This is a genomic window from Arthrobacter sp. T572 (genome assembly GCF_056780115.1).
In genome coordinates this window covers 3,188,213-3,207,919 of record NZ_JBRAZQ010000002.1, presented here as the reverse complement: position 1 = coordinate 3,207,919, position 19,707 = coordinate 3,188,213, and the positions used below count along the sequence as shown (strand labels likewise).

At 62.2% G+C, this 19,707-nt stretch carries 15 protein-coding genes; 11 read left to right on the top strand and 4 right to left on the bottom strand.

The annotated features are described in order from the left end of the window. Positions 1-44: 44 nt before the first annotated feature. The 4 genes from ACUYMZ_RS16050 to ACUYMZ_RS16035 form a co-directional block, all read right to left on the bottom strand. Positions 45-374, bottom strand: a complete 330-nt coding sequence (locus ACUYMZ_RS16050; RefSeq protein WP_481604438.1) for a hypothetical protein — start codon at positions 372-374, stop codon at positions 45-47. Positions 375-571: 197 nt separating this feature from the next. Further along, on the bottom strand, positions 572-2,218 hold the full coding sequence (locus ACUYMZ_RS16045) for a hypothetical protein (RefSeq protein WP_481604436.1): 1,647 nt from the start codon (positions 2,216-2,218) through the stop codon (positions 572-574). Between the two features lie 230 nt (positions 2,219-2,448). Beyond that, entirely contained in the window at positions 2,449-3,018 is a 570-nt protein-coding gene (locus ACUYMZ_RS16040) for a YdcF family protein (RefSeq protein WP_481604434.1), read from the bottom strand. A 59-nt stretch (positions 3,019-3,077) separates the two neighbouring features. After that, complete coding sequence (locus tag ACUYMZ_RS16035; protein ID WP_426003811.1) at positions 3,078-3,542, bottom strand: Lrp/AsnC family transcriptional regulator; 465 nt, start codon at positions 3,540-3,542, stop codon at positions 3,078-3,080. Between the two features lie 172 nt (positions 3,543-3,714). Here ACUYMZ_RS16035 and pdhA point away from each other — a divergent pair, with 172 nt between their 5' ends. The 11 genes from pdhA (at position 3,715) to ACUYMZ_RS15980 (ending at position 19,643) form a co-directional block, all read left to right on the top strand. Then, complete coding sequence (pdhA, locus tag ACUYMZ_RS16030; protein ID WP_481604429.1) at positions 3,715-4,908, top strand: pyruvate dehydrogenase (acetyl-transferring) E1 component subunit alpha; 1,194 nt, start codon at positions 3,715-3,717, stop codon at positions 4,906-4,908. Continuing rightward, on the top strand, positions 4,905-5,993 hold the full coding sequence (locus tag ACUYMZ_RS16025) for an alpha-ketoacid dehydrogenase subunit beta (protein ID WP_481604427.1): 1,089 nt from the start codon (positions 4,905-4,907) through the stop codon (positions 5,991-5,993). The genes pdhA and ACUYMZ_RS16025 overlap by 4 nt, the downstream gene beginning before the upstream one ends. Before the next feature lie 2 nt (positions 5,994-5,995). After that, complete coding sequence (locus ACUYMZ_RS16020) at positions 5,996-7,444, top strand: dihydrolipoamide acetyltransferase family protein (RefSeq protein WP_481604425.1); 1,449 nt, start codon at positions 5,996-5,998, stop codon at positions 7,442-7,444. A gap of 196 nt (positions 7,445-7,640) precedes the next feature. Beyond that, positions 7,641-10,067: a S8 family serine peptidase gene (locus ACUYMZ_RS16015; RefSeq protein WP_481604422.1), complete on the top strand. Its 2,427-nt coding sequence runs from the start codon at positions 7,641-7,643 to the stop codon at positions 10,065-10,067. Positions 10,068-11,321: 1,254 nt separating this feature from the next. Further along, complete coding sequence (locus tag ACUYMZ_RS16010; protein WP_481604420.1) at positions 11,322-12,260, top strand: hypothetical protein; 939 nt, start codon at positions 11,322-11,324, stop codon at positions 12,258-12,260. 14 nt (positions 12,261-12,274) lie between these two features. Continuing rightward, the gene (locus ACUYMZ_RS16005; RefSeq protein WP_481604418.1) at positions 12,275-12,751 is read left to right on the top strand and encodes a hypothetical protein; all 477 of its coding nucleotides are present in this window, start codon (positions 12,275-12,277) and stop codon (positions 12,749-12,751) included. Positions 12,752-13,049: 298 nt separating this feature from the next. Next, a complete protein-coding gene (locus tag ACUYMZ_RS16000; protein WP_426003805.1) occupies positions 13,050-13,937 on the top strand; it encodes an MBL fold metallo-hydrolase in 888 nt (295 codons plus the stop codon). Positions 13,938-14,050: 113 nt separating this feature from the next. Beyond that, on the top strand, positions 14,051-15,271 hold the full coding sequence (locus ACUYMZ_RS15995) for a hypothetical protein (protein ID WP_481604416.1): 1,221 nt from the start codon (positions 14,051-14,053) through the stop codon (positions 15,269-15,271). A gap of 98 nt (positions 15,272-15,369) precedes the next feature. Continuing rightward, on the top strand, positions 15,370-17,355 hold the full coding sequence (locus tag ACUYMZ_RS15990; RefSeq protein ID WP_481604413.1) for a beta strand repeat-containing protein: 1,986 nt from the start codon (positions 15,370-15,372) through the stop codon (positions 17,353-17,355). Positions 17,356-17,448: 93 nt separating this feature from the next. After that, the gene (locus ACUYMZ_RS15985; protein ID WP_481604411.1) at positions 17,449-18,666 is read left to right on the top strand and encodes an MFS transporter; all 1,218 of its coding nucleotides are present in this window, start codon (positions 17,449-17,451) and stop codon (positions 18,664-18,666) included. 50 nt (positions 18,667-18,716) lie between these two features. After that, the gene (locus ACUYMZ_RS15980; protein ID WP_481604409.1) at positions 18,717-19,643 is read left to right on the top strand and encodes a YqiA/YcfP family alpha/beta fold hydrolase; all 927 of its coding nucleotides are present in this window, start codon (positions 18,717-18,719) and stop codon (positions 19,641-19,643) included. Positions 19,644-19,707: the final 64 nt, after the last annotated feature.

Below are 19,707 nucleotides of genomic sequence, written 5' to 3'. Positions count from 1 at the left end.
ACGGGGAATGCGGGCTTGGAATCGTGTGTCGCGTGATCAGGTGCTCAGGGAGCAAATATCAAGGTCAACGCCAAAATGGGAATGCTGAGCGTGACAAGGATCACGGCAATGAGTGCGACGACGCGCTTCTGGTGGAGCGTGGCCTTGCGCGGCTGCTTGAGGAGCTGCGGACGCACCGGGTTCTGGTCGGGTGATTTCCGTGCCGGCTCTGCCTGGACTGCCGGAGGTTTACCGGGAGTGTCTGCGCGGTAATTTTCGATCACAGCCCGGGATGCAGTCACGCTTGCGGCCTCCACATCCCTCCTGAACCTGCGCCGGCGCATGTGGCGCGGGGAAGGCGAAAGGGCCGCCAGCGGGCGGTCGTTCCTCGTCACTTCTTCACTCCTCAGCTGCGTCCGGATGAAACTTGGGCACATGCAATTCTTACATTTGCGGCGACTGAAGCCATATCGTCGCACAGCGGAGCCAAGTGACAATCAGGCGGAGAGGGCTTTCAGAAGTGGGATGGGCATGTGACGCATACCAGTGGCGGCCGTCCAAAAAGCCACGGCCGCCACTGTGCTGTACGCGTTCATCCCCGGTCTGAATAGAGCGCGTCGTTCCTGACGCCAGCGCTGTTTACTACGTTGATGAAGTAATACTTCCCGGAGCCAAGAGAGGTACTTCCAAGTCTGGCCGTGACCGATTCCAGGAGGGGATTGATGCCTGCTTGCTCCCCGTAGCTTGGGTTGTAGTAGGACGCGGTTACCGTCTTGTCGTACACCCGCCCATACATGTCCGTCCACCGTACTTGGATGGTTCCCCCGCTTAGGTTGTGGCCAGTCACCAGGACGTCGCCGTTCCCGTAAAAGATCGAGTCAGTGATTACCGGAGTAGTGCTGGTTGCCTTGAGCCTGTCCAGCATGGGTGCCCAGGTCCCAGTGCACGTGAAGTAGGGATCCCACATGAAGGAGATGACTTTCCTGGGGGTATTCCCCAGCTGCTGCAACTGCTTGTTGATCCTGGTCTTGGTCGTTTGACCGCGAAGGCTGTTCTGGCAGGGGTTCTGGGAGGTGGCTGGTGCCATTCCTTCGAGGTTGGCCCAGAGTTCCGCACCAGTACCTTCCACTCCCTGGGCCAGTGCCCAGAAGTAGTCCCGGGTGGGTGCCAGGTACTTGCTGCCCCAAGTCCCGCTTCCTACGATCGCAGCTGCATACTGGTCGACGTTTGTGCCGGCCTCGCTCTGGAAGAAAGATCCACCCTTGCCGGTGCCCATTCCATCCTGAACCGCAATGGCCAAATCGACACCGCCGGCCGTCCTTGCAATGTTGTTGATCCCAATTCGGGCCTGGTCCAAAGTAACCCGCCCACCAAACGCGCTCCTGGAATCGATGTAGGGACTGACAATAGCCGAGCGTTCTGGTTGGTACTGTGCGATGCGTGAGTTCTGGATCCTGTAAACCGTGAGGACAGAATCCCATACGGCCCCGTTGCTGAGAGGCATCTCAGTGTGGTGGTAAAAGCCTGCCAGCCCCGGAACGTCGTTGACCTTGGCCTGGTAAATCAGGAACCGTGCCGTGAACAGAGAAAATGTTGCCTGGTAGGAGAGATCGGGAAGATAGGTTATGTCGGTTCTCTTCACCGGCGACGGAAGGCCGGCGTAGTACTTCATCCCCAGGCTGGTTGCTGTCTTTCCCAATGAAATGGAAATGGAGGACGGTCCACCTGTGATGACCACCACGTCGTACCTTCCGGACGGGGACGTACAACCGCTTCCTTCGGCGGGCAGGACCAGGATCGTGTAGATCGAGCCCCCGTTGGTGACGGTCTTGTCCCGGGCGCAAAGGAGAGCGGGTCCACCCCAGGAACTGTTGTCTGAGTAGGTAAAGTAGCGGTTCACGGTGACACCGGAAGCAGCCGCCTTGGCACAATTGACGCCCGAAATGACGCATCCGGTGGGAATTGTTGCCAGTGTGGCAGGCTTCAGCAGCGAGCCGAAAGTAATGACGGTGTCTCCGCCTACGGATTTGATGTCGGTCAGCTTCTTCGTGTTGGCAGCATCACTGGTGCTGCCGTAGATGAAATAGCCGCTGATGGGGTAGACGGGTGACGCTGCTGCTTGAGCCGGCGATGCATGCAGGAAGCCCAGAAGCAGGGCAAGTGCAGCGATAAAACTTAGGGCTAAGTGGCGCGCAGGGAAGCGGATAAGGGCGAGCGTCTCGGCTCTGAAAATGGCCACAACGGATCCTTGGGCTCGTAGGGCTGAGACCTTGGACCTATGGGAAAAGGATGAAGGGCGGGCCAGACAAACTCAATGGCTTGACGAAATCCTTCACGCATCGGCCGAAACGGTGTTGGACGTGTCAAAACGGCTAAAGGCGCGTTGCAGGGATTGTGGTCCCATGACAAAGTCAGTCAGGATCATTCGGGTGCCCGTCCGGGGATAGCCTCGCCTTCAGGCCGGCCGGTCTACACTCTGCACTCAGGCTGCAGCCACACATCAATCAGCCCACCAGTCTCTACCACAAACCGGTCCAGCCAGGCCCCGGCAGACAGGTCCGGATCAGACCCGACCATCTGCACTTCTGCCGGCGTGCATTGGCGCATTAAGGTGCCGGCGCGCAGCAGGTGGTAGTCGGACGTCACCACTGTCACTGACTGCCAGCCGTGCTTGGCCACCAGTTCGCCTACGGCATCGGCTTCCCCTCGCGTGTTCAAGGGCTCGGGACGGAAGCAGATGAGGTCAGGATCGTCCGCGCCGGCATCACACAGTTCGTCGCCCTCTGCGTTGCCGGCGAGGCCGGTCGTGGACACCACCAGAATCGGGATGTCCAGATCGCGTTGCAGGTCCTCAGCTGCTGGAAGCCGCTCCCTGCTCATGCCACCCAGGACGATGATGGCATCCGTGCGGTGCGGGGTGACCTGCGGTGGGTTGTAGAAAAATTGAAGTGCAGCGAGGACCCACACTACAGACGCTGCCAAAAGCACCAGGAGAGTCCGCAGCAGGACGCGGGGTACGGAGGCGGTTTTGGTGGGCACGGGGACAGTTTAGGGTTCAAAACTGGGTGTTCCTGACAGTCTGTATTCAGGAAGGAAAGCTACCGCGTATCAACATCTTCAAAGACAAGGAAAGTCTGGGTATCCAGCACACCCTCCATCGACTGCAATTGGTCGAAGATCACACGGCGCAGGTGGATGTTGTCGGTTGCCCGGACCAGAAGAATCACATCGAAATCTCCGCCTACCAGCGCGATGTGGTGCACTTCGGGTATCGCGCGCAAGTGCTCTTTTAGTTCCCGCCAGGAGTGTTGCTGCACTTTCAGGGTCACATAGGCCGACGAGCGCAACCCGGCCTTGATTGGATCTACAAGCGCGGTGAACTTGGTCAGCACTCCCTCGCCCGTAAGCCGTGCCAACCGGGAGTAAGCATGCGCCCGGCTGATATGCACGTTCTCGGCTACTTGCGTGATGGACATGCGTCCGTCGGTTGTGAGCTCACGGATGATGTCCAGGTCAACGCTGTCCAGGGGGACAGCGGTTTGTTCGGCTTCCGTCTCACTCACGGCAGGCTCCAATTCGTCTACAACACAGGGCAGTTACCCAGCTCACATTGACAATTCGTCTTCCAGACTAGCCCCGATCCCAAAGCTCTTCCATGATTTATGGCAAAGCTGGATACGAAACATGCGCCGGGAAGATACTGGAAGCACATAGTGGCTAGAGAAGGACGGACCAATGACGATCCATGCAGACCACTCTGCGCCCGAGACGGCGGCGGAGGACCAGGCTGCTGACGTCCGGAGAAAATTCGGCATCAGCGTTGAGGACTACATGCTGCCCGCCCGGCACCAGATTCAGATGGTCAATCCGGACGGTACCTTGCGGTCCAAGGAAGACCAAGGCACGGAACCCGGACACGAGTACCCCACTCCCGGCGACGACGAACTGCTGGCAGCGTACGAGCGCCTGGTCATCGGACGGCGCGTCAACGACCAGAACTCCGCCCTGGTCCGGCAGGGCCGCATGGCCGTGTACCCATCGAGCCATGGCCAGGAAGCCTGCCAGGTGGCAGCTGCCATGTGCCTGGGCGACGGCGACTGGCTTTTCCCCACCTACCGAGACGCCGTCGCCGTCATGACACGCGGTGTGGACCCGGTAGAGGTGATGACCATTTTCCGCGGCGACTGGCACGGTGGCTACGACCCCAAGGAACACAACGTCGGAATCCAGTGCACGCCGCTGACCACCCAACTGCTCCACGCCGTCGGCGTCGCCCACGCTGCCAAGCTGCGCGGTGAGAACACGGTAGTCATGGCCATGTGTGGCGACGGTGCCACCAGTGAGGGCGACTTTCACGAGGCCCTCAACTTCGCTGCCGTCTTCCACCTGCCCGTTATCTTCTTCGTGCAGAACAACAAGTACGCCATCTCCGTTCCGCTCAGCCACCAGTCCGTGGCGCCGTCGCTGGCCCACAAGGCGGTGGGCTACGGCATGGCCGGTGAGCGGGTGGACGGCAACGACCTCGTCGCGCTGCTCGCCGTCATGGACCGCGCCGTGAAGCTGGCGCGCGAGGGTTCCGGGCCGTTGCTCATCGAAGCCCACACCTACCGCATGCAGGCTCACACCAACGCCGACGACGCCACCCGCTACCGCCCGGACAGCGAAGTGGCCGAGTGGCAGGCCAAAGATCCCCTGACGCGAATGAGGGCCTATCTCACGGACAAAGAGCTTCTGAATGAGGACGCCAACCAAAGGATCGCTGAGCACGCTGAAGCCGTCGCCACCCAGCTCCGTGAAGGCCTCGGCGAGGACGTCCCGGTACAGCCGTTGGATCTCTTCAAATACGTCTTCGACAAGCAAACCCCGCAGCTGAAGGAACAGGCGGAACTCCTGGCTGATGAACTCGCACGTGAGGAGAGCGGAAAATGACCGTCACCGGCACCACCACGGCCAATGTCAGTGCCGCAACAGCCAGCGCAGCCGCATCGGCTGCAGCCACCGCGGAAGCCACAGGGCCGCAGTCCATCACCATGGCCAAGGCGCTCAACACGGCCATGGCAGACGCCATGCGCGCCGACTCTTCGGTGCTCGTCTTCGGCGAAGACGTTGGCATGCTTGGCGGCGTCTTCCGCATCACCGACGGCCTCATGGCAGAATTCGGCGAACAGCGCTGCTTTGACACCCCGCTGGCAGAGTCCGGCATTGTCGGCATGGCGGTGGGCATGGCCATCAACGGCATGCGTCCCGTCATCGAGATGCAGTTCGACGCCTTCGCCTACCCGGCTTTCGAGCAGATCGTCAGCCACGTTGCCAAGATGCACAACCGCACCAAGGGCAAGCTCAAGATGCCCATGGTCATCCGCGTTCCGTACGCCGGCGGCATCGGGGGAGTGGAGCACCACTGCGACTCCTCCGAGTCCTACTACGCCCACACCGCCGGCCTGAAGGTCTACACGCCCGCTACCGTCGCGGACGGGTACCGCATGCTGCGCGAAGCCATCGACTCCGATGACCCCGTGATGTTCATGGAGCCGAAGAAGCTCTACTGGTCCAAGGACCAAGTGGACTTGGGTGCGTTGCGCGCAGAGCACGACGCCGGTACCTCCACCGAGGGCCGCGCCGCCGTCGCGCGTCCCGGCACAGATGCGACGCTCATCGCCTACGGCCCGTCCGTCCCTACCGCGCTCGCCGCTGCTGCGGCCGCTGCGGAAGAAGGTCGGTCCCTGGAGGTCATCGACATCCGCACCATCGTCCCCTTCGACGACGAGACCGTCTGCGCATCCGTACGCAAGACGGGACGCGCCGTCGTGATCGCCGAAGCGCACGGCTTTGCGTCCGTGTCTTCCGAGATTGTGGCCCGCGTCCAGGAACGTGCGTTCCATTACCTGGCCGCACCGATCCGCCGCGTGACCGGCTTCGACGTTCCGTTCCCGTCTCCCAAGTTGGAGCACTACTACCTGCCCAGCGTCGACCGAATCCTCGACGCCGTCGACGACCTTCAGTGGGAGGACTAACCATGAGTTCAGAGATGCAAGTGTTCCGCCTCCCGGACCTCGGCGAAGGCCTCACCGAAGCGGAGCTTGTGAACTGGCTGGTCGCTGTTGGCGATGAAATCAAAGTTGACCAGCCCATCGCCGAGGTGGAGACCGCCAAGTCCATGGTTGAGGTGCCCTCGCCTTACGCCGGCACAGTTGCCGAACTGCACGGCCAGGCGGGCGAAACGCTCGACGTCGGCAAGCCGTTGATCTCGATCGCCCGCGCAGGTTCCGCTCCAGTTTCGCCGGAAGCTCCTGCCGCCGCTGAAGATCCTGTGTCTACTGGAGTGCCGGCCTCGCCGGAGGTGTCGGCTGCGGCTGAGACGTACAGGACCGAGGAAAAGGCAGGCTCCGGGAACGTCCTGATCGGATATGGCACTCCCGGTGGTGCGACCGGCGGCCGCACACGTCCGCGCAAGGCGAGTGTCGCCGTCGTCGATGCTGCTCCTGCTGTTGTTCCTGAGGTTCCGCTGGAACCGGCCGTTGCAGGGACGCGCATCCCCGGGAAGCTCAGTGCCGTCATCTCGCCGCTGGTCCGCAAGATGGCCCGCGACCACGGTGTCTCCCTTGACTCCATTGAGGGCTCAGGCACCAGCGGGCTGATCATGCGCAAGGACGTCGAGGCTGCGATCTCTGCACCCGCGGAATCGGCTGAACCGGCATCGGCTCCTGCTTCTGCTTCTGCTTCAACGGTTGAGGGCGGGCTGGATACCCGCACCGGCCTAGCCGTCTCTGCCCGTACCCCGGTTCGCGGAGTACGAAAGGCCGTGGCTGCGAACATGGCCAAGAGCCGTTCGGAGATCCCGGAGGCCACGGTCTGGGTTGACGTTGACGCCACGGCATTGCTTGAGATGAGGGCGGAGCTCAAAAAGCGCTCGCCGCACGATACCCCCGGACTCCTGGCCTTTATCGCCCGTTTTGTCACGGCTGGGTTAAAAAAGTATCCGGATCTCAATACCCGCTTTGAAACCGCTGCTGATGGCTCGCAGGAGATCGTTGGCTTCCAGGGAATCAACCTCGGCTTTGCCGCGCAGACCGATCGTGGCCTGGTGGTCCCGTCCGTTCGGAACGCGCACCAGATGAGTGCCCGCGAACTGGACGCAGAGATCCGCCGCCTGACCGCCGTCGCGCGTGAAGGCAAGGCGACCCCCACCGAACTTGGGTCCGGCACCTTCACGCTGAACAACTATGGCGTGTTCGGTGTGGACGGCTCGGCAGCGATCATCAACTATCCCGAGGTGGCGATGCTGGGCGTTGGCCGCATCATCGACAAGCCATGGGTTGTGAACGGGGAGCTGGCCGTCCGGAAGGTCACCGAGCTGACGCTCGCCTTCGACCACCGGGTGTGCGACGGCGAAACGGCCGCAGGCTTCCTTCGGTATGTTGCAGACTGCATCGAGAACCCGGGCGGTGCGCTGGCGGATATGTAGATACGCCCTTTAACGGAAGGACCCCGAGCCGGTTGGCCGGGGTCCTTTCGTGTCATTCCAACGAGATGTCGTACGACCTCCCATATGGCGCCCGGGATGGAGTTTGCCTACAATCGCGTGGGGGTCAGCTGGTGGTCTCCAGTTGCCCGCGACAGGCCTTCCTGGTCTGACGCCATTTCCTGAGGATGCCCACATCATGGTGAGAAAATTCCAGACGCAACCGTCGAGAGCCGTAGCGGTGCTGGCAGGCGCGCTCTTGGTTGCCGGGGGACTTGCAGCACAGCCGGCCGCCGCAGACGGAGACGATATCCTTCCCGGCGCTCCGCAGGTCCTGCAGCCAGCAACTGAATCGGGCACCGACCAGTTCATTGTCGGAATCAAAGACAGCTCCGTCCAGAACGTCACTGACGCCGTGGAAGAGGCGACAGACCAGGCCGGGTTGAAACTTGGAGTAGCGGCGAAAAGCCTTCGTGAGAATGCCACCGGCGGCCATGTAGTAAAGCTTTCCGCGGCTCTCTCCGCCATTGAGGCGGAACAATTCATGCACAACCTGCGCCTGGACCCGGACGTCGCCTACGCAGATCCGGACACGGTCATGCACGCTGCCGTTGCACCGAACGACCCTTACTTCAACGAGCAGTGGGATCTGTGGGAGAACCCGGGTGGCATGCGCACCCCAGGAGCTTGGGACTACACCCATGGGGAGGGAGTAGTGGTTGCCGTTGTGGATTCAGGGATCACCCGGCATCCGGATCTCGACGCCAACATCCTTCCCGGCTACGACATGATCGCAGACGCTGTCGATGCCCGGGACGGGGATGGCAGGGATCCCAACCCCACCGACATGGGAGATTGGGCCGCAGCGAACTTCTGCGAATCAGGCAGCCCGGCGGAAAACTCGTCCTGGCATGGGACACACGTCGCCGGCACTATCGCGGCTGTCGGAAACAACAGCAGGGGGATCAGCGGTGTGGCTCCCAAAGCAAAGATCCTGCCTGTCCGGGCCATGAGCGTCTGCGGTGGCTACACGTCTGACATCGCGGATTCCATTGTTTGGGCTGCGGGCGGCGTCGTGAGCGGTGTTCCCACAAATCCCAACCCTGCCAAGGTCATCAATTTGAGCCTTGGCGCCACCAGGGCGTGCTCAGCCACCTACCAAAACGCGATCGACTTTGCGCACAACGCAGGCGCCGCCGTCGTGGTATCTGCCGGAAACTCAAACCGGCCGGCAGCCGATGCCAGCCCTGCGAACTGCCAAAATGTCATCACTGTCGCGGCGAGCAGCAGGGCGGGTGGCAGGGCGTCCTACTCCAACTACGGAAGCACCGTGGATGTCACTGCTCCCGGTGGCGACATGAGTGCCAATTTCCTGAACGGGATTTTGTCCACCTATAACGCGGGAACCACTGTTCAGGCTGAGACCGGATATGCGTTCATGCAGGGAACGTCCATGGCCGCCCCGCATGTTTCGGGCTTGGCGGCCCTCTTGTTCTCGGCTGAGGGAAGCTCGTTGACTCCCGCTGCCCTGGAGCAGCAGTTGAAGGACACCTCGCGTCCCCTCCCCGCAGGCTGTGTCCCGGGCTGTGGCGCCGGCCTCGTCGATGCCACTGCTGCCCTTATTGCGTACGGTGGCAACCTTCCCGTCGCCCCTTCCCCTGTGGTTTTCCGGGACCTCGACGGTTCTGCAAAGGACACTTTCACCGTCCCCGCCGTGAAGGGCGTTGAGTATTTGCTGGGGGGAGTAGTAGTGACTGCCGGGACTTACCCCGCCACCGGAACCGTGACGGTCACAGCACGGGCAGCCAAAGACTATGTGCTTGCCTCAGGCGCCACTACCAAGTGGACGTTCGTCTTCAAGGCCACGCGGATCAAGATCACGGATTTCAATGGCGATGGCAAGTCCGATGTGCTCGCGCGGGACACCAACGGTGTTTTGTGGCTGTACCCGGGTAACGGTTCCGGTGGTTGGCTGCCGGCGAAGCAGGTCGGGTCCGGGTGGAATGTCATGACGGCAATCGAGGCGTCCGGTGATTTCAATGGCGACGGTAAAGCGGACGTCATTGCCCGGGACAGCAAGGGCGTTCTGTGGTTGTACCCCGGTAACGGTTCCGGTGGTTGGCTGTCGGCCAAGCAAGTCGGTTCGGGCTGGAACGTGATGACGGCTATCGACGCTCCGGGCGACTTCAACGGGGACGGCAAAGCCGATGTCCTGGCCCGGGACGGCAATGGTGTCCTGTGGTTGTACCCCGGCAATGGAACTGGTGGCTGGTTGACTGCCAAGCAGATCGGATCGGGATGGAACGGCATGACCGCGATCGATGGTCCCGGAGACTTTAACGCTGACGGCAAGGCTGATGTGCTGGCCCGTAACGCGGCGGGCGAACTGTTCCTTTACCCAGGCAATGGCTCCGGCGGATGGCTGGCTGCCAGCCAAATTGGTTGGGGATGGCAGGCCATGAACGCCATTGAAGGTCCGGGAGACTTTAGCGGGGATGGACAAAATGACGTCCTGGCCCGCAACGGCTCTGGTGCTTTGTTGCTCTATCCGGGCAACGGGGCAGGCGGGTTCCTTCCGTCCCGTCAGGTGGGGGCAGGATGGAATGTGATGAGCATCATTTTGTAGCCAAACGCAAGAGCTGTCCCCGATTAATAGTCGGGGCGCCTTCGCCCTTGAGGGCCACGATCTGTCTGATCGTGGCCCTTTTTGATTTTCCAATGACTTACACCACATTCAGTTGGTTTTGCATCAGGATCCTTCGGCTTGCTCTACCTCTTCCACGGTTGAGCCATCCAAGACGGCGGTTCAGCTGCGCGTGCACGTCGCCGAACATCTCACGGAGATGCGAGCGCGGGAGTTGCAACTCATCAAACTGAAGGAAACCATGATCAGAAGATACGTCGCGGCCTTTGCAGCGACCACCGTTTTGGCGGCGGGGGTGTTTGCGGCCCAACTGGCTGTACCCTCGGCGGCACGGGCGGAAGCCCCGCCGACCGCGGCCACTACCTTTGATGCGCCGCTATGCCCGGGTACGACTGTCGAAGTAGCCAACCCGATAACCACCGTGGACGGCGCGAATCTCGATAATTACAATCAAGGGCTCGTTGTTCCCTTGTACAACGTTTTCGGTGACCCGGCCGGTGGCACAGATTTGCCCCCGTTATGCGGTGTCCGCTATTCAACAGAGGCTGAAGGCGGACCAATAGGCGGTGGCCCCGTGAGCGCATGGATGTTCTGCACGGACCGCGACTTGGAAACTTGCCATGATGGCCGTCCCCTCGACGAAGATCTCGAGAGGAACGCCGACATGACGGATACTCAACGCCGTCAGTTTGCTTACATCGTGCAGAACGGCTTCCAATACGTGGCGGGGGATGGCACGGTGGAGGAATTCGTTACGTCCGACACGACGAGCATAGAACGCCAGCGGTTGCAGGCACTGGCGTGGTGCGTGGCCGATTTTGCCAAACTGACCCCCCAGCAGCAGGCAACCTGTGTGGCCAGTAAGCTCGGCCCGGATGACATCGACGAAACGCTCGGCTTCCTGGCCCAGACCTATACGCCTGAGCTGACTCTTGATCCCGCAACTTCGGGCCCTTACGACGTTGGAGCGGAAGCCAAAGTCACTCTGAACACAAATGTCGTGAAGACTCCGATCGAGCTGAGCAGCAGCAACGGCACCCTTCAGCTCTGTGACGGCGAGACTGATGGCACGTTGAGTGGTGGGACGTTGACGGTCAACGAACCCTCAGCGGTCGGAGACACTGTCGCGGTTGATCTCTGCATCACGGCCACGACCGCTGGCACGGTCACATTGAACGCCTCAGTGCTTCCTACGACCGATGCCACTCTCAACTGGTTCCACAACGGGGATGACAATTGCCAGGTTTACGCGGTGTTCACTCGGGTCGAGTCCCACGTAGTCACCGATGCGGCCGAGATTTCGTTTCAAGAGCCTGCGCCGACGCCGACGCCGACGCCTACGCCGACTCCTTCGGAGACGCCGACGGAAACCCCGACGCCGACGCCGACTCCGACTCCATCGGAGACGCCGACCGAGACGCCGACGCCTACGCCTACGCCGACTCCTTCGGAGACGCCGACGGAAACTCCGACGCCGACGCCGACTCCTTCGGAGACGCCGACGGAAACTCCGACGCCGACTCCTTCGGAGGAGCCGACCGAGATGCCGACTCCGACTCCTTCGGAGGAGCCGACCGAGACGCCGACGCCGACTCCTTCGGAGGAGCCGACCGAGACGCCGACGCCGACTCCTTCGGAGGAGCCGACCGAGACGCCGACTCCGACTCCTTCGGAGACGCCGACGGAAACGCTGACGCCTACGCCTACGCCGACTCCTTCGGAGGAGCCGACCGAAACCCCGACGCCGACTCCTTCGGAGGAGCCGACGGAAACCCCGACTCCGACTCCTTCGGAGACGCCGACCGAAACCCCGACGCCGACTCCTTCGGAGGAGCCGACGGAAACCCCGACGCCGACTCCTTCGGAGACGCCGACCGAAACCCCGACGCCGACTCCTTCGGAGGAGCCGACGGAAACCCCGACGCCGACTCCTTCGGAGGAGCCGACGGAAACCCCGACGCCGACTCCTTCGGAGGAGCCGACGGAAACGCCGACGCCGACTCCTTCGGAGGAGCCGACGGAAACCCCGACGCCGACTCCTTCGGAGGAGCCGACGGAAACGCCGACGCCGACTCCTTCGGAGGAGCCGACGGAAACGCCGACGCCGACTCCTTCGGAGGAGCCGACGGAAACTCCGACCCCGACTCCTTCGGAGACGACGCCCGGTGTCTGTGAGGAATCCCCTGGTGATGGGACTGAGGTTCCCGGTGACGGGACTGAGGTTCCTGGCGGCGGTTCTGAAGCTCCGGGTTGCGAGGAGGTGCCTTCGCAGTGCGAGGAAACCCCTGGTGACGGGACCGAGGTTCCCGGTAACGCGACTGAGGTTCCTGGCGACGGTTCTGAAGTTCCGGGTTGCGAGGACGTGCCTTCGCAGTGCGAGGAATCCCCCGGTGTCGGTACTGAGGTTCCTGGCGGCGGTTCTGAAGTTCCGGGTTGCGAGGAGGTGCCTTCGCAGTGCGAGGAATCCCCTGGTGACGGGACTGAGGTTCCCGGTGACGGGACTGAGGTTCCTGGCGGCGGTTCTGAAGTTCCGGGTTGCGAGGAGGTGCCTTCGCAGTGCGAGGAATCCCCTGGTGACGGGACTGAGGTTCCCGGTGACGGGACTGAGGTTCCTGGCGAGGGTTCTGAAGTTCCGGGTTGCGAGGAGGTGCCCGGAGATGGCTTAGCCAACACGGGCCTTCAGCTGGCCCCGTACGTCTCGGGTGCCGCTGCCCTTCTCATCATCGGCCTGGTTCTCATGCTGGTGACACGGCGAAAGGAAGCCTCGCGTCAGATCTAGTCGATCAACCGTGGTTGAACTGACCTCGTAAGTATGGCCCGGAAGCTTGCTGGCTTCCGGGCCATACCCGTAGATGAGGGACGTCCGGGCCCGCTGCCGACGGCCCGGTTCCGCGTTCTCCCAGCCGCACGTGGGTAGAATCGAGGCCTGAACACCGCCGGATTGCAGTGGATACGGAGAACGCATTGTCAGCTTGGCTGGAACTTGGACCGGATAACTACGTGCTGGAGACAGAGGGGGCATCCCTCAACACCGGACTCGTGGTGGGCAAGGAACTTGCCATGGTCATCGACACTGGCTGCGGCCCCCGGCAGGCCCGGGAAATCCTGGCCGCTGTCCGGGAGAAGACGGAGCTCCCGCTGGTTGTGGTGAACACCCACGCGCACTATGACCACTTCTTTGGCAACGCGGTTTTCGCTGATGCAGGAGTAACCGAGTTCTGGGCGCATGAGAATTGCGCTGCAGCCATTGAACGCGATGCTGACAGCCAACGGCCCTCGGTTGCGGAGAACGAGCCGGAGATGGCGGCAGGGGAGGGCGACGCCGTCGAGGTTGTGGTGCCCAACGCAATTGTCCGCGACCAGCCGGTCCTGGTGGATCTGGGTGGCATCACTGCGACGCTCTTCTATCTTGGACGTGCACATACAGATGGCGACCTGTTGGTCGGAACCAACTCGACCCTGTTCGTGGGCGACCTTGTTGAGCAGGGTGCACATCCTTCGTTCGAAGACTCATATCCCGAGGAGTGGGCTGACGTGCTGCGCCACATCTCAGCCCTGCGTCATCGCTATGAACACTTGGTTCCGGGGCACGGCAAGCCGGCCAGCGACCAGTTCGTCAAGACGATGGCCAACACCATGAGTACTGCAGTGCGGCAGGCCACCCAGTCCATCCGCGACATGCCTGCGGACGCGACCAAGGCCATTCCGGTCCTTCCCTATGGGCCGGAGCAGTCGCGCTGGTTCATTAAGCGCCTGCAGGAAACGAACGCCCAGCACGGTCGGCCGGCCGGAGGATCATTGGCTACTCCCGACTTCGGGCCTGAGAAAACAGGGTTCTACCCTTCCTCTTAGCAAGGTTCCTTACAAGTTTTTCATCTTGACCCCCTAAAAGCGTGGACTAACGGCTTACTCCGGTTTTAGGATGAAGTCGACCATCGGTTCGCGGCTACCTGGGGGGTGTCGAGATGAAGGCCATAAGCGCAATTCCGCGTGCCAAGCAGATTCTCCGCTCCGTCATGGTCGCGGGCGCCGGAACGGCCATCTGGATGGCTCTCTCTGCAACGGCTGCCACCGCAGATTCAGGAACCGGTGATGGAGGCGCACTGCTTGCGGATGCGAAGTCCTCTGTCGCTTCCACGCTTTCCGCCGCAACGGGTGCAACGGGCAATATCACCGCCAAGGCCACGCGCACGACGGTCGCCACTACCAAAGCCGTGTCCGAGGTGAGCACTTCTGTAAGCAAAACGGCCGCGCCGACTTCAACTGGAACGGCTGTAACCGTGCCCCTGCCTTCGGTGCCTCTTCCCGAAGCGGTCAAAGCAGTGGTTCCGGCGCAGCCGGTCAAGGTCCCTGTGCCAGCTGTGACTCCGGTGGTGACCCAGGTGGCAGCATCGACTGATGACATCGTTGCCAGTGTCCCGGTGGTTTCCCGGATTCTTCCTGCGGACAGCGTCAGCGCCGTTGTGGATGCAACCGTGGTTCCGATTACTGGTGCTGTGGATGCAAAAGTCGATACCGCGGTGCCACCAGTCAACGATGTTCTGGCGCCAGTCGCTCTTGAGCCGGTCACCAATGTTGTCGATCCCGTGGTTCAGCCAGTCGTGGACGTTGTTGATACGGTTCTTCCTCCGGCATTAGGCAGCGTTCCGCCGCTCGATGGTACGCTGCCGCCAGTCGGCGGAATCCTGCCCCCTCTGACGGCTCCGGGAGCCTCGGCTCCGCCAGCATCGGGTAGTGGTCCCGAGGTGCAGCCTGCCGCCCCAAACGTAGCGGCACAGCTGCCACCCGCCGTCGGGACCGCCGGTGACGGAACCCAAACGGCAACCATTACAGCCGTTGACGAACCGGCCAAAACCAACGTCGCACCCACTACCGGGACGATGGCAATGCTGCTCCGCGCATGGTTCGGGGAGCAGTCGACCGTGGCGGACATCGGGCAAACAGGCGTCGGCCTTGCAGCAGACGGTGAGCAGCCTGCCCGGCTTCCGAGCGGTCAACCAGAAGCTCCTCTTGGCGCGGTTGGTGCGGGCTCCGGCTCCTCGAATAACGGAACCTCCGGGGCGGCTGCTGCGTTCCTGCAGCACGCGCTGATTATCCCGGCGGACGCACTTGCTGGCATGGGTCCTGCCAGCGACGAAAACCATCCCAAGCCGGTCTCCTTCGATCCCGGCTCCTCTCCTGACTAGTTTCCCAGCCGTGCCGCTGCTCCGTCCGCGGCAAACGGTCATGATGACGATCCTCGTGAGGACGTCTCTGGGAACAAGAACTTCAGGAGAAGATCACAATGAACTCGACTTTACGCAGGTGCCTCGTGGGCACATGCTTTGCCGGCGGCCTCGTGGCTCTCGGCGCGACCGCGGCACAAGCAGCCGGCACAACAACCAACGGCGAGGACGGACTCCTTTCCGGAACCCAGGTGGTTGCCCCCGTCACGGCACCAATCAACCTTGGGGCTACGTCTCTGGGTATAGCCGGAGACTCAGCAGCAACGACCAAAGCGCCAGCGGCAGCCCCCGCTTCCAGCGCTGCGCCGAACGCCGGAACGAACGGGTCCAACGCCATTGGCTCTGGAACCCAAGTAGTCGCTCCGGTTACGGCGCCCATAAACCTGGGCTCGTCATCAGTGGGTCTGCTGGGGGGCTCCACTGCGGCGGGTCCGGCCACGTCAGCAACTCCGTCCGGCTCGGGCGCTCCCGCGTCGACCGCTTCCACCAGCGGATCGAACGGAGTTGCTTCAGGAACACAGGTAGTAGCTCCGGTGACGGTCCCCGTGACCGTGGGGTCCACGTCGGTGGGTGCGTTGGGAGACTCATCGGCCACCTCAACACCAGCAGCAACATCTTCTGCGCCGGCACAAGCGCCGGCGCAGGCAACAACGTCGGGGGGAGAAAGTATCGCATCCGGCGCTCAGGTAGTGGCTCCGATTTCGGTCCCTGTTAACATCGGAGCCACTGCCGCGGGAGTTGGCGGGGATGCAACCGCCACCTCGACGGCGCCAGCGACTTCCGGCGGTGACGCTGCTGCTTCCGGAGCTACTACCAGTGGTCATGATGGCGTTGCTTCGGGGACGCAGGTTGTTGCTCCGGTGACGGCTCCGGTGACTGTCGGTTCGACGGCGGTTGGGGTCCTGGGTGATTCGGCGGCTACGACTGGTGGTTCTTCAGCCGGTGCGGCTGGTGGTGGTTCCACTGCCGGTTCGGGCACTGATGGGTCTGATGGCGTTGCTTCGGGGACGCAGGTTGTTGCGCCGGTGACGGCTCCGGTGACTGTTGGTTCGACGGCGGTTGGTGTCCTGGGTGATTCGGCGGCTGCCAGTGGTGGTTCTTCAGCCGGTGCGGCTGGTGGTGGTTCCACTGCCGGTTCGGGCACTGATGGGTCTGATGGCGTTGCTTCGGGGACGCAGGTTGTTGCGCCGGTGACGGCTCCGGTGACTGTTGGTTCGACGGCGGTTGGTGTCCTGGGTGATTCGGAGGCTACGAGTGGTGGTTCTTCAGCCGGTGCGGCTGGTGGTGGTTCCACTGCCGGTTCCAGTACTGATGGGTCTGATGGCGTCGTTTCCGGGACGCAGGTTGTTGCGCCGGTGACGGCTCCGGTCACTGTCGGTTCTGTTTCCGCTGGAGTGTTGGGTGAATCCGTTGCCACCGCTCCAGGTACTTCGACGGGGACCGGCACCAACGGAACCTCTGCCGGTGGCACCACGACCGGCGAAGGTGGGGTCCTTTCCGGCACTCAACTCATTGTCCCCATCACGGCTCCCGTGACTGTCGGTTCAACCTCTCTGGGTATCGGCGGCGGCTCCGTAGGTACGGTGAACCCGCCGGTCGTGAATCCGCCAGTCGTGAACCCTCCGGTAGCTGAGCCTCCAGTAGTGAATCCTCCGGTCGTTGAACCGCCAGTGGTGAACCCGCCGGTTGTGAATCCTCCGGTCGTTGAACCGCCAGTGGTGAACCCGCCAGTGGTGAACCCTCCGACCAGCGGCGGAGCCAGCACGGGTGGCGTCGATGCCGGGGTCAGTAGCCCGGGAATGGGCGCCGGCAACACCGGCATCTCCGCCGGGACAGGAGCGGCTCAGACGTCCACCATGGACGCAGCCGTCAGCGGCACCCGGGCCGCATCTGCCGCTGGGGCGGGTGCCGCCGTCGGAAGTTCCGCATCCCTGGCCAGTACCGGCCTCAACCAGAGCTTCCTTCTCTGGGCGGCCGCACTGCTCCTGATGGGCGTGGCTCTGGCAGTTGGCAGTCGCCGGGAGGTTGCTGCAACCCGGCAGTAGCCGGTCGGGCCACTCGTTTGTTGTTGCGGTTCCGGCCTCCGGAACCGCAACAACAAACGAGGTAAGCGCACTGTCAGTCCTAGGATGAAGGGGATGACGCCTACCAAAACAGTCCAAAACTTCAGCCTTCGCAGCATAGCTATCCCGGCTTTCGGACCGGCGCTCTTGTTCTGTATGGGCGAGGGGGCCGTGCTCCCGGTCATTGCCTTGTCTGCACGTGACCTTGGCGCATCTGTCGCAGTCTCAGCGTTGATTGTGACCCTGATCGGCCTGGGTTCGTGGCTGTTCAACATTCCGGCGTCGATCATCACCATCAGGTTCGGCGAACGATGGGCAATAGTCGGGGCCGGTGCTGCGGGTGCTTTGGCCCTGGGGGCAGCGGCCTTCGCTCCCCGCCTGGATCACGGGATTTGGTTACTGGCAGCCGCGATGACCGTGGTGGGCATGAGTTCGAGCGTCTTCAACCTGGCCCGGCAGAAGTACCTCACCGAGGCAGTTCCAGTGATGTTCAGGGCCCGTGCCCTCTCAACCTTGGGCGGCGTCACCAGGATCGGTATCTTCATTGGACCGTTCATCGGTGCAGGTGTGATGCAGTTTGCAGGTATCAGCGGCGCCTATTGGGTTGGCTTCGCGGGGATGATGGCTGCTGCGGCGTTGTCCCTCACCATCCCGGACTTGAAGGCACCGGAAAGGTCCGACGGCGGTGCGGTGCCTCCTGCTTCGACGCTCCGGGAGGTGGCTGCCTCCCACGCGGGAGTGTTCCTCTCCGTGGGATTCGGGATCCTGCTGCTCAGCGCTCTTCGGGCATCACGACAAGTGGTGATCCCGCTTTGGGCCGACCATTTGGGGCTGGATGCAACGCAGGCTTCCCTGATCTATGGTCTCTCCGGCGGCGTTGACATGTTGGTGTTCTATCCGGCAGGCAAGCTGATGGACCGAAAGGGACGGCAGTGGGTTGCCGTGCCATCCACGGTGATCATGAGCCTGGCCTTGGTGATCATCCCGTTCACCGGTGGTTTTACGCCCCTGCTCTTGGCAGCACTGCTGATTGGCTTCGGCAACGGCATCAGTTCAGGCCTGATCATGACCTTGGGCGCCGATTTCTCCCCCGACAATGGCCGAAGCCATTTCCTGGGGATTTGGCGCTTCATCGCCGACTCGGGCGCCACAGGGGGACCGGTTCTGCTGTCGGGGTTGACCGCTGCCGTTTCCCTCGCTGCCGGGGTTTGGGCAACGGCTGCGCTGGGGTTCGCGGCCGCACTGGTGTTTGCCATTTCCATTCCGCGGTTGAAGCACCGGCGGAATTACTAGTCCCTGTTACCAGTTCGAACGTTGTGTATTGGCGCGGCTAGACTACCGGGGTGCCAGAAAACCCAGCTGATGAAACCGCCGAGCCCTCGTCCTTCGCGGATCTTCATGGATTCCTGAACGCAGGCAGCATTCCCGCGGGGTTGATTGAGATCCAGCACCACGGCCTGCCGATCGAAATCCTGAACCTTCCCGCTGAATCGGACATCACCTTGGTCTGCTTCCACGGAGCCGCTGAAGCTGACGTTCGGCTCCCGTGGTTCCTGGGGCAGGGTGTAACTGCCGGGTTGCCCGTCAACAGGATTTTCATCTCCGACCCGAGTCTTCGGATCTCGCACGACTTCAACCTGGCGTGGTACGCGGGATCAAGGGTTCAGCCAGACCTGCAGGAGACCTTGGCGGTAGTTCTCAGGCGCATTGTCGAAGAAACCGGAGGGCATAAGGTGATCTTCTTCGGCAGCTCGGCCGGAGGTTATGCCAGCCTTGCGCTGTCCCGTTTCTTTCCGACCTCCCTTGCGCTGGCCGTCAACCCACAAATCTCGATTTCCCGGTTCTACTCTGGCGCGGTGGAACGCTACCTCACCCATGCCTGGGGTGTGGAGGGCAAGGAGATGGACGGACTGCCGGCCAGCGTGACGCATGACCTGGTTCCTGCCTATTCTGCGGGGTTCGACCACACAGTGGCACTGATCCAGAACGCGAAAGACTGGTTCCATATCCAGAATCATCAGCTGCCGTTCGTTGACGCAGTAGGGGAGTCCGACAGTCTGTTCATGCTCATGGACCGCTGGGGTCCCGACTCCGGCGATGGGCACATTCCCCCGCCGAAGGAACTGCTGCGGGCCTGCTTCGAAGTCCTGGCAACCTGCAATGGCGACTGGAGCAAGGCACTGGTTGAGTTCGGCTTCCAAGCTGAAACGACACGACGCCACGTCAAGCAGCGCGTTATGGACACCGCGCCAGCCAAGCAGCCTACGTAACACCGTCTGACGGCCCCTGCTTGAACATGGGCATTTTTCTGCGCTGGGGGATATAACGACTGGG

What these genes read in the sequence shown, in the direction of transcription:
- ACUYMZ_RS16020 (WP_481604425.1), top strand. Translation starts at nt 5,996, where the DNA reads ATGAGTTCAGAGATGCAAGTGTTCCGCCTCCCGGACCTCGGCGAAGGC.
- ACUYMZ_RS16005 (WP_481604418.1), top strand. Translation starts at nt 12,275, where the DNA reads ATGGGACTGAGGTTCCCGGTGACGGGACTGAGGTTCCTGGCGGCGGTT.
- ACUYMZ_RS16025 (WP_481604427.1), top strand. Translation starts at nt 4,905, where the DNA reads ATGACCGTCACCGGCACCACCACGGCCAATGTCAGTGCCGCAACAGCC.
- ACUYMZ_RS15985 (WP_481604411.1), top strand. Translation starts at nt 17,449, where the DNA reads ATGACGCCTACCAAAACAGTCCAAAACTTCAGCCTTCGCAGCATAGCT.
- ACUYMZ_RS15995 (WP_481604416.1), top strand. Translation starts at nt 14,051, where the DNA reads ATGAAGGCCATAAGCGCAATTCCGCGTGCCAAGCAGATTCTCCGCTCC.
- ACUYMZ_RS15990 (WP_481604413.1), top strand. Translation starts at nt 15,370, where the DNA reads ATGAACTCGACTTTACGCAGGTGCCTCGTGGGCACATGCTTTGCCGGC.
- ACUYMZ_RS16015 (WP_481604422.1), top strand. Translation starts at nt 7,641, where the DNA reads ATGGTGAGAAAATTCCAGACGCAACCGTCGAGAGCCGTAGCGGTGCTG.
- pdhA (WP_481604429.1), top strand. Translation starts at nt 3,715, where the DNA reads ATGACGATCCATGCAGACCACTCTGCGCCCGAGACGGCGGCGGAGGAC.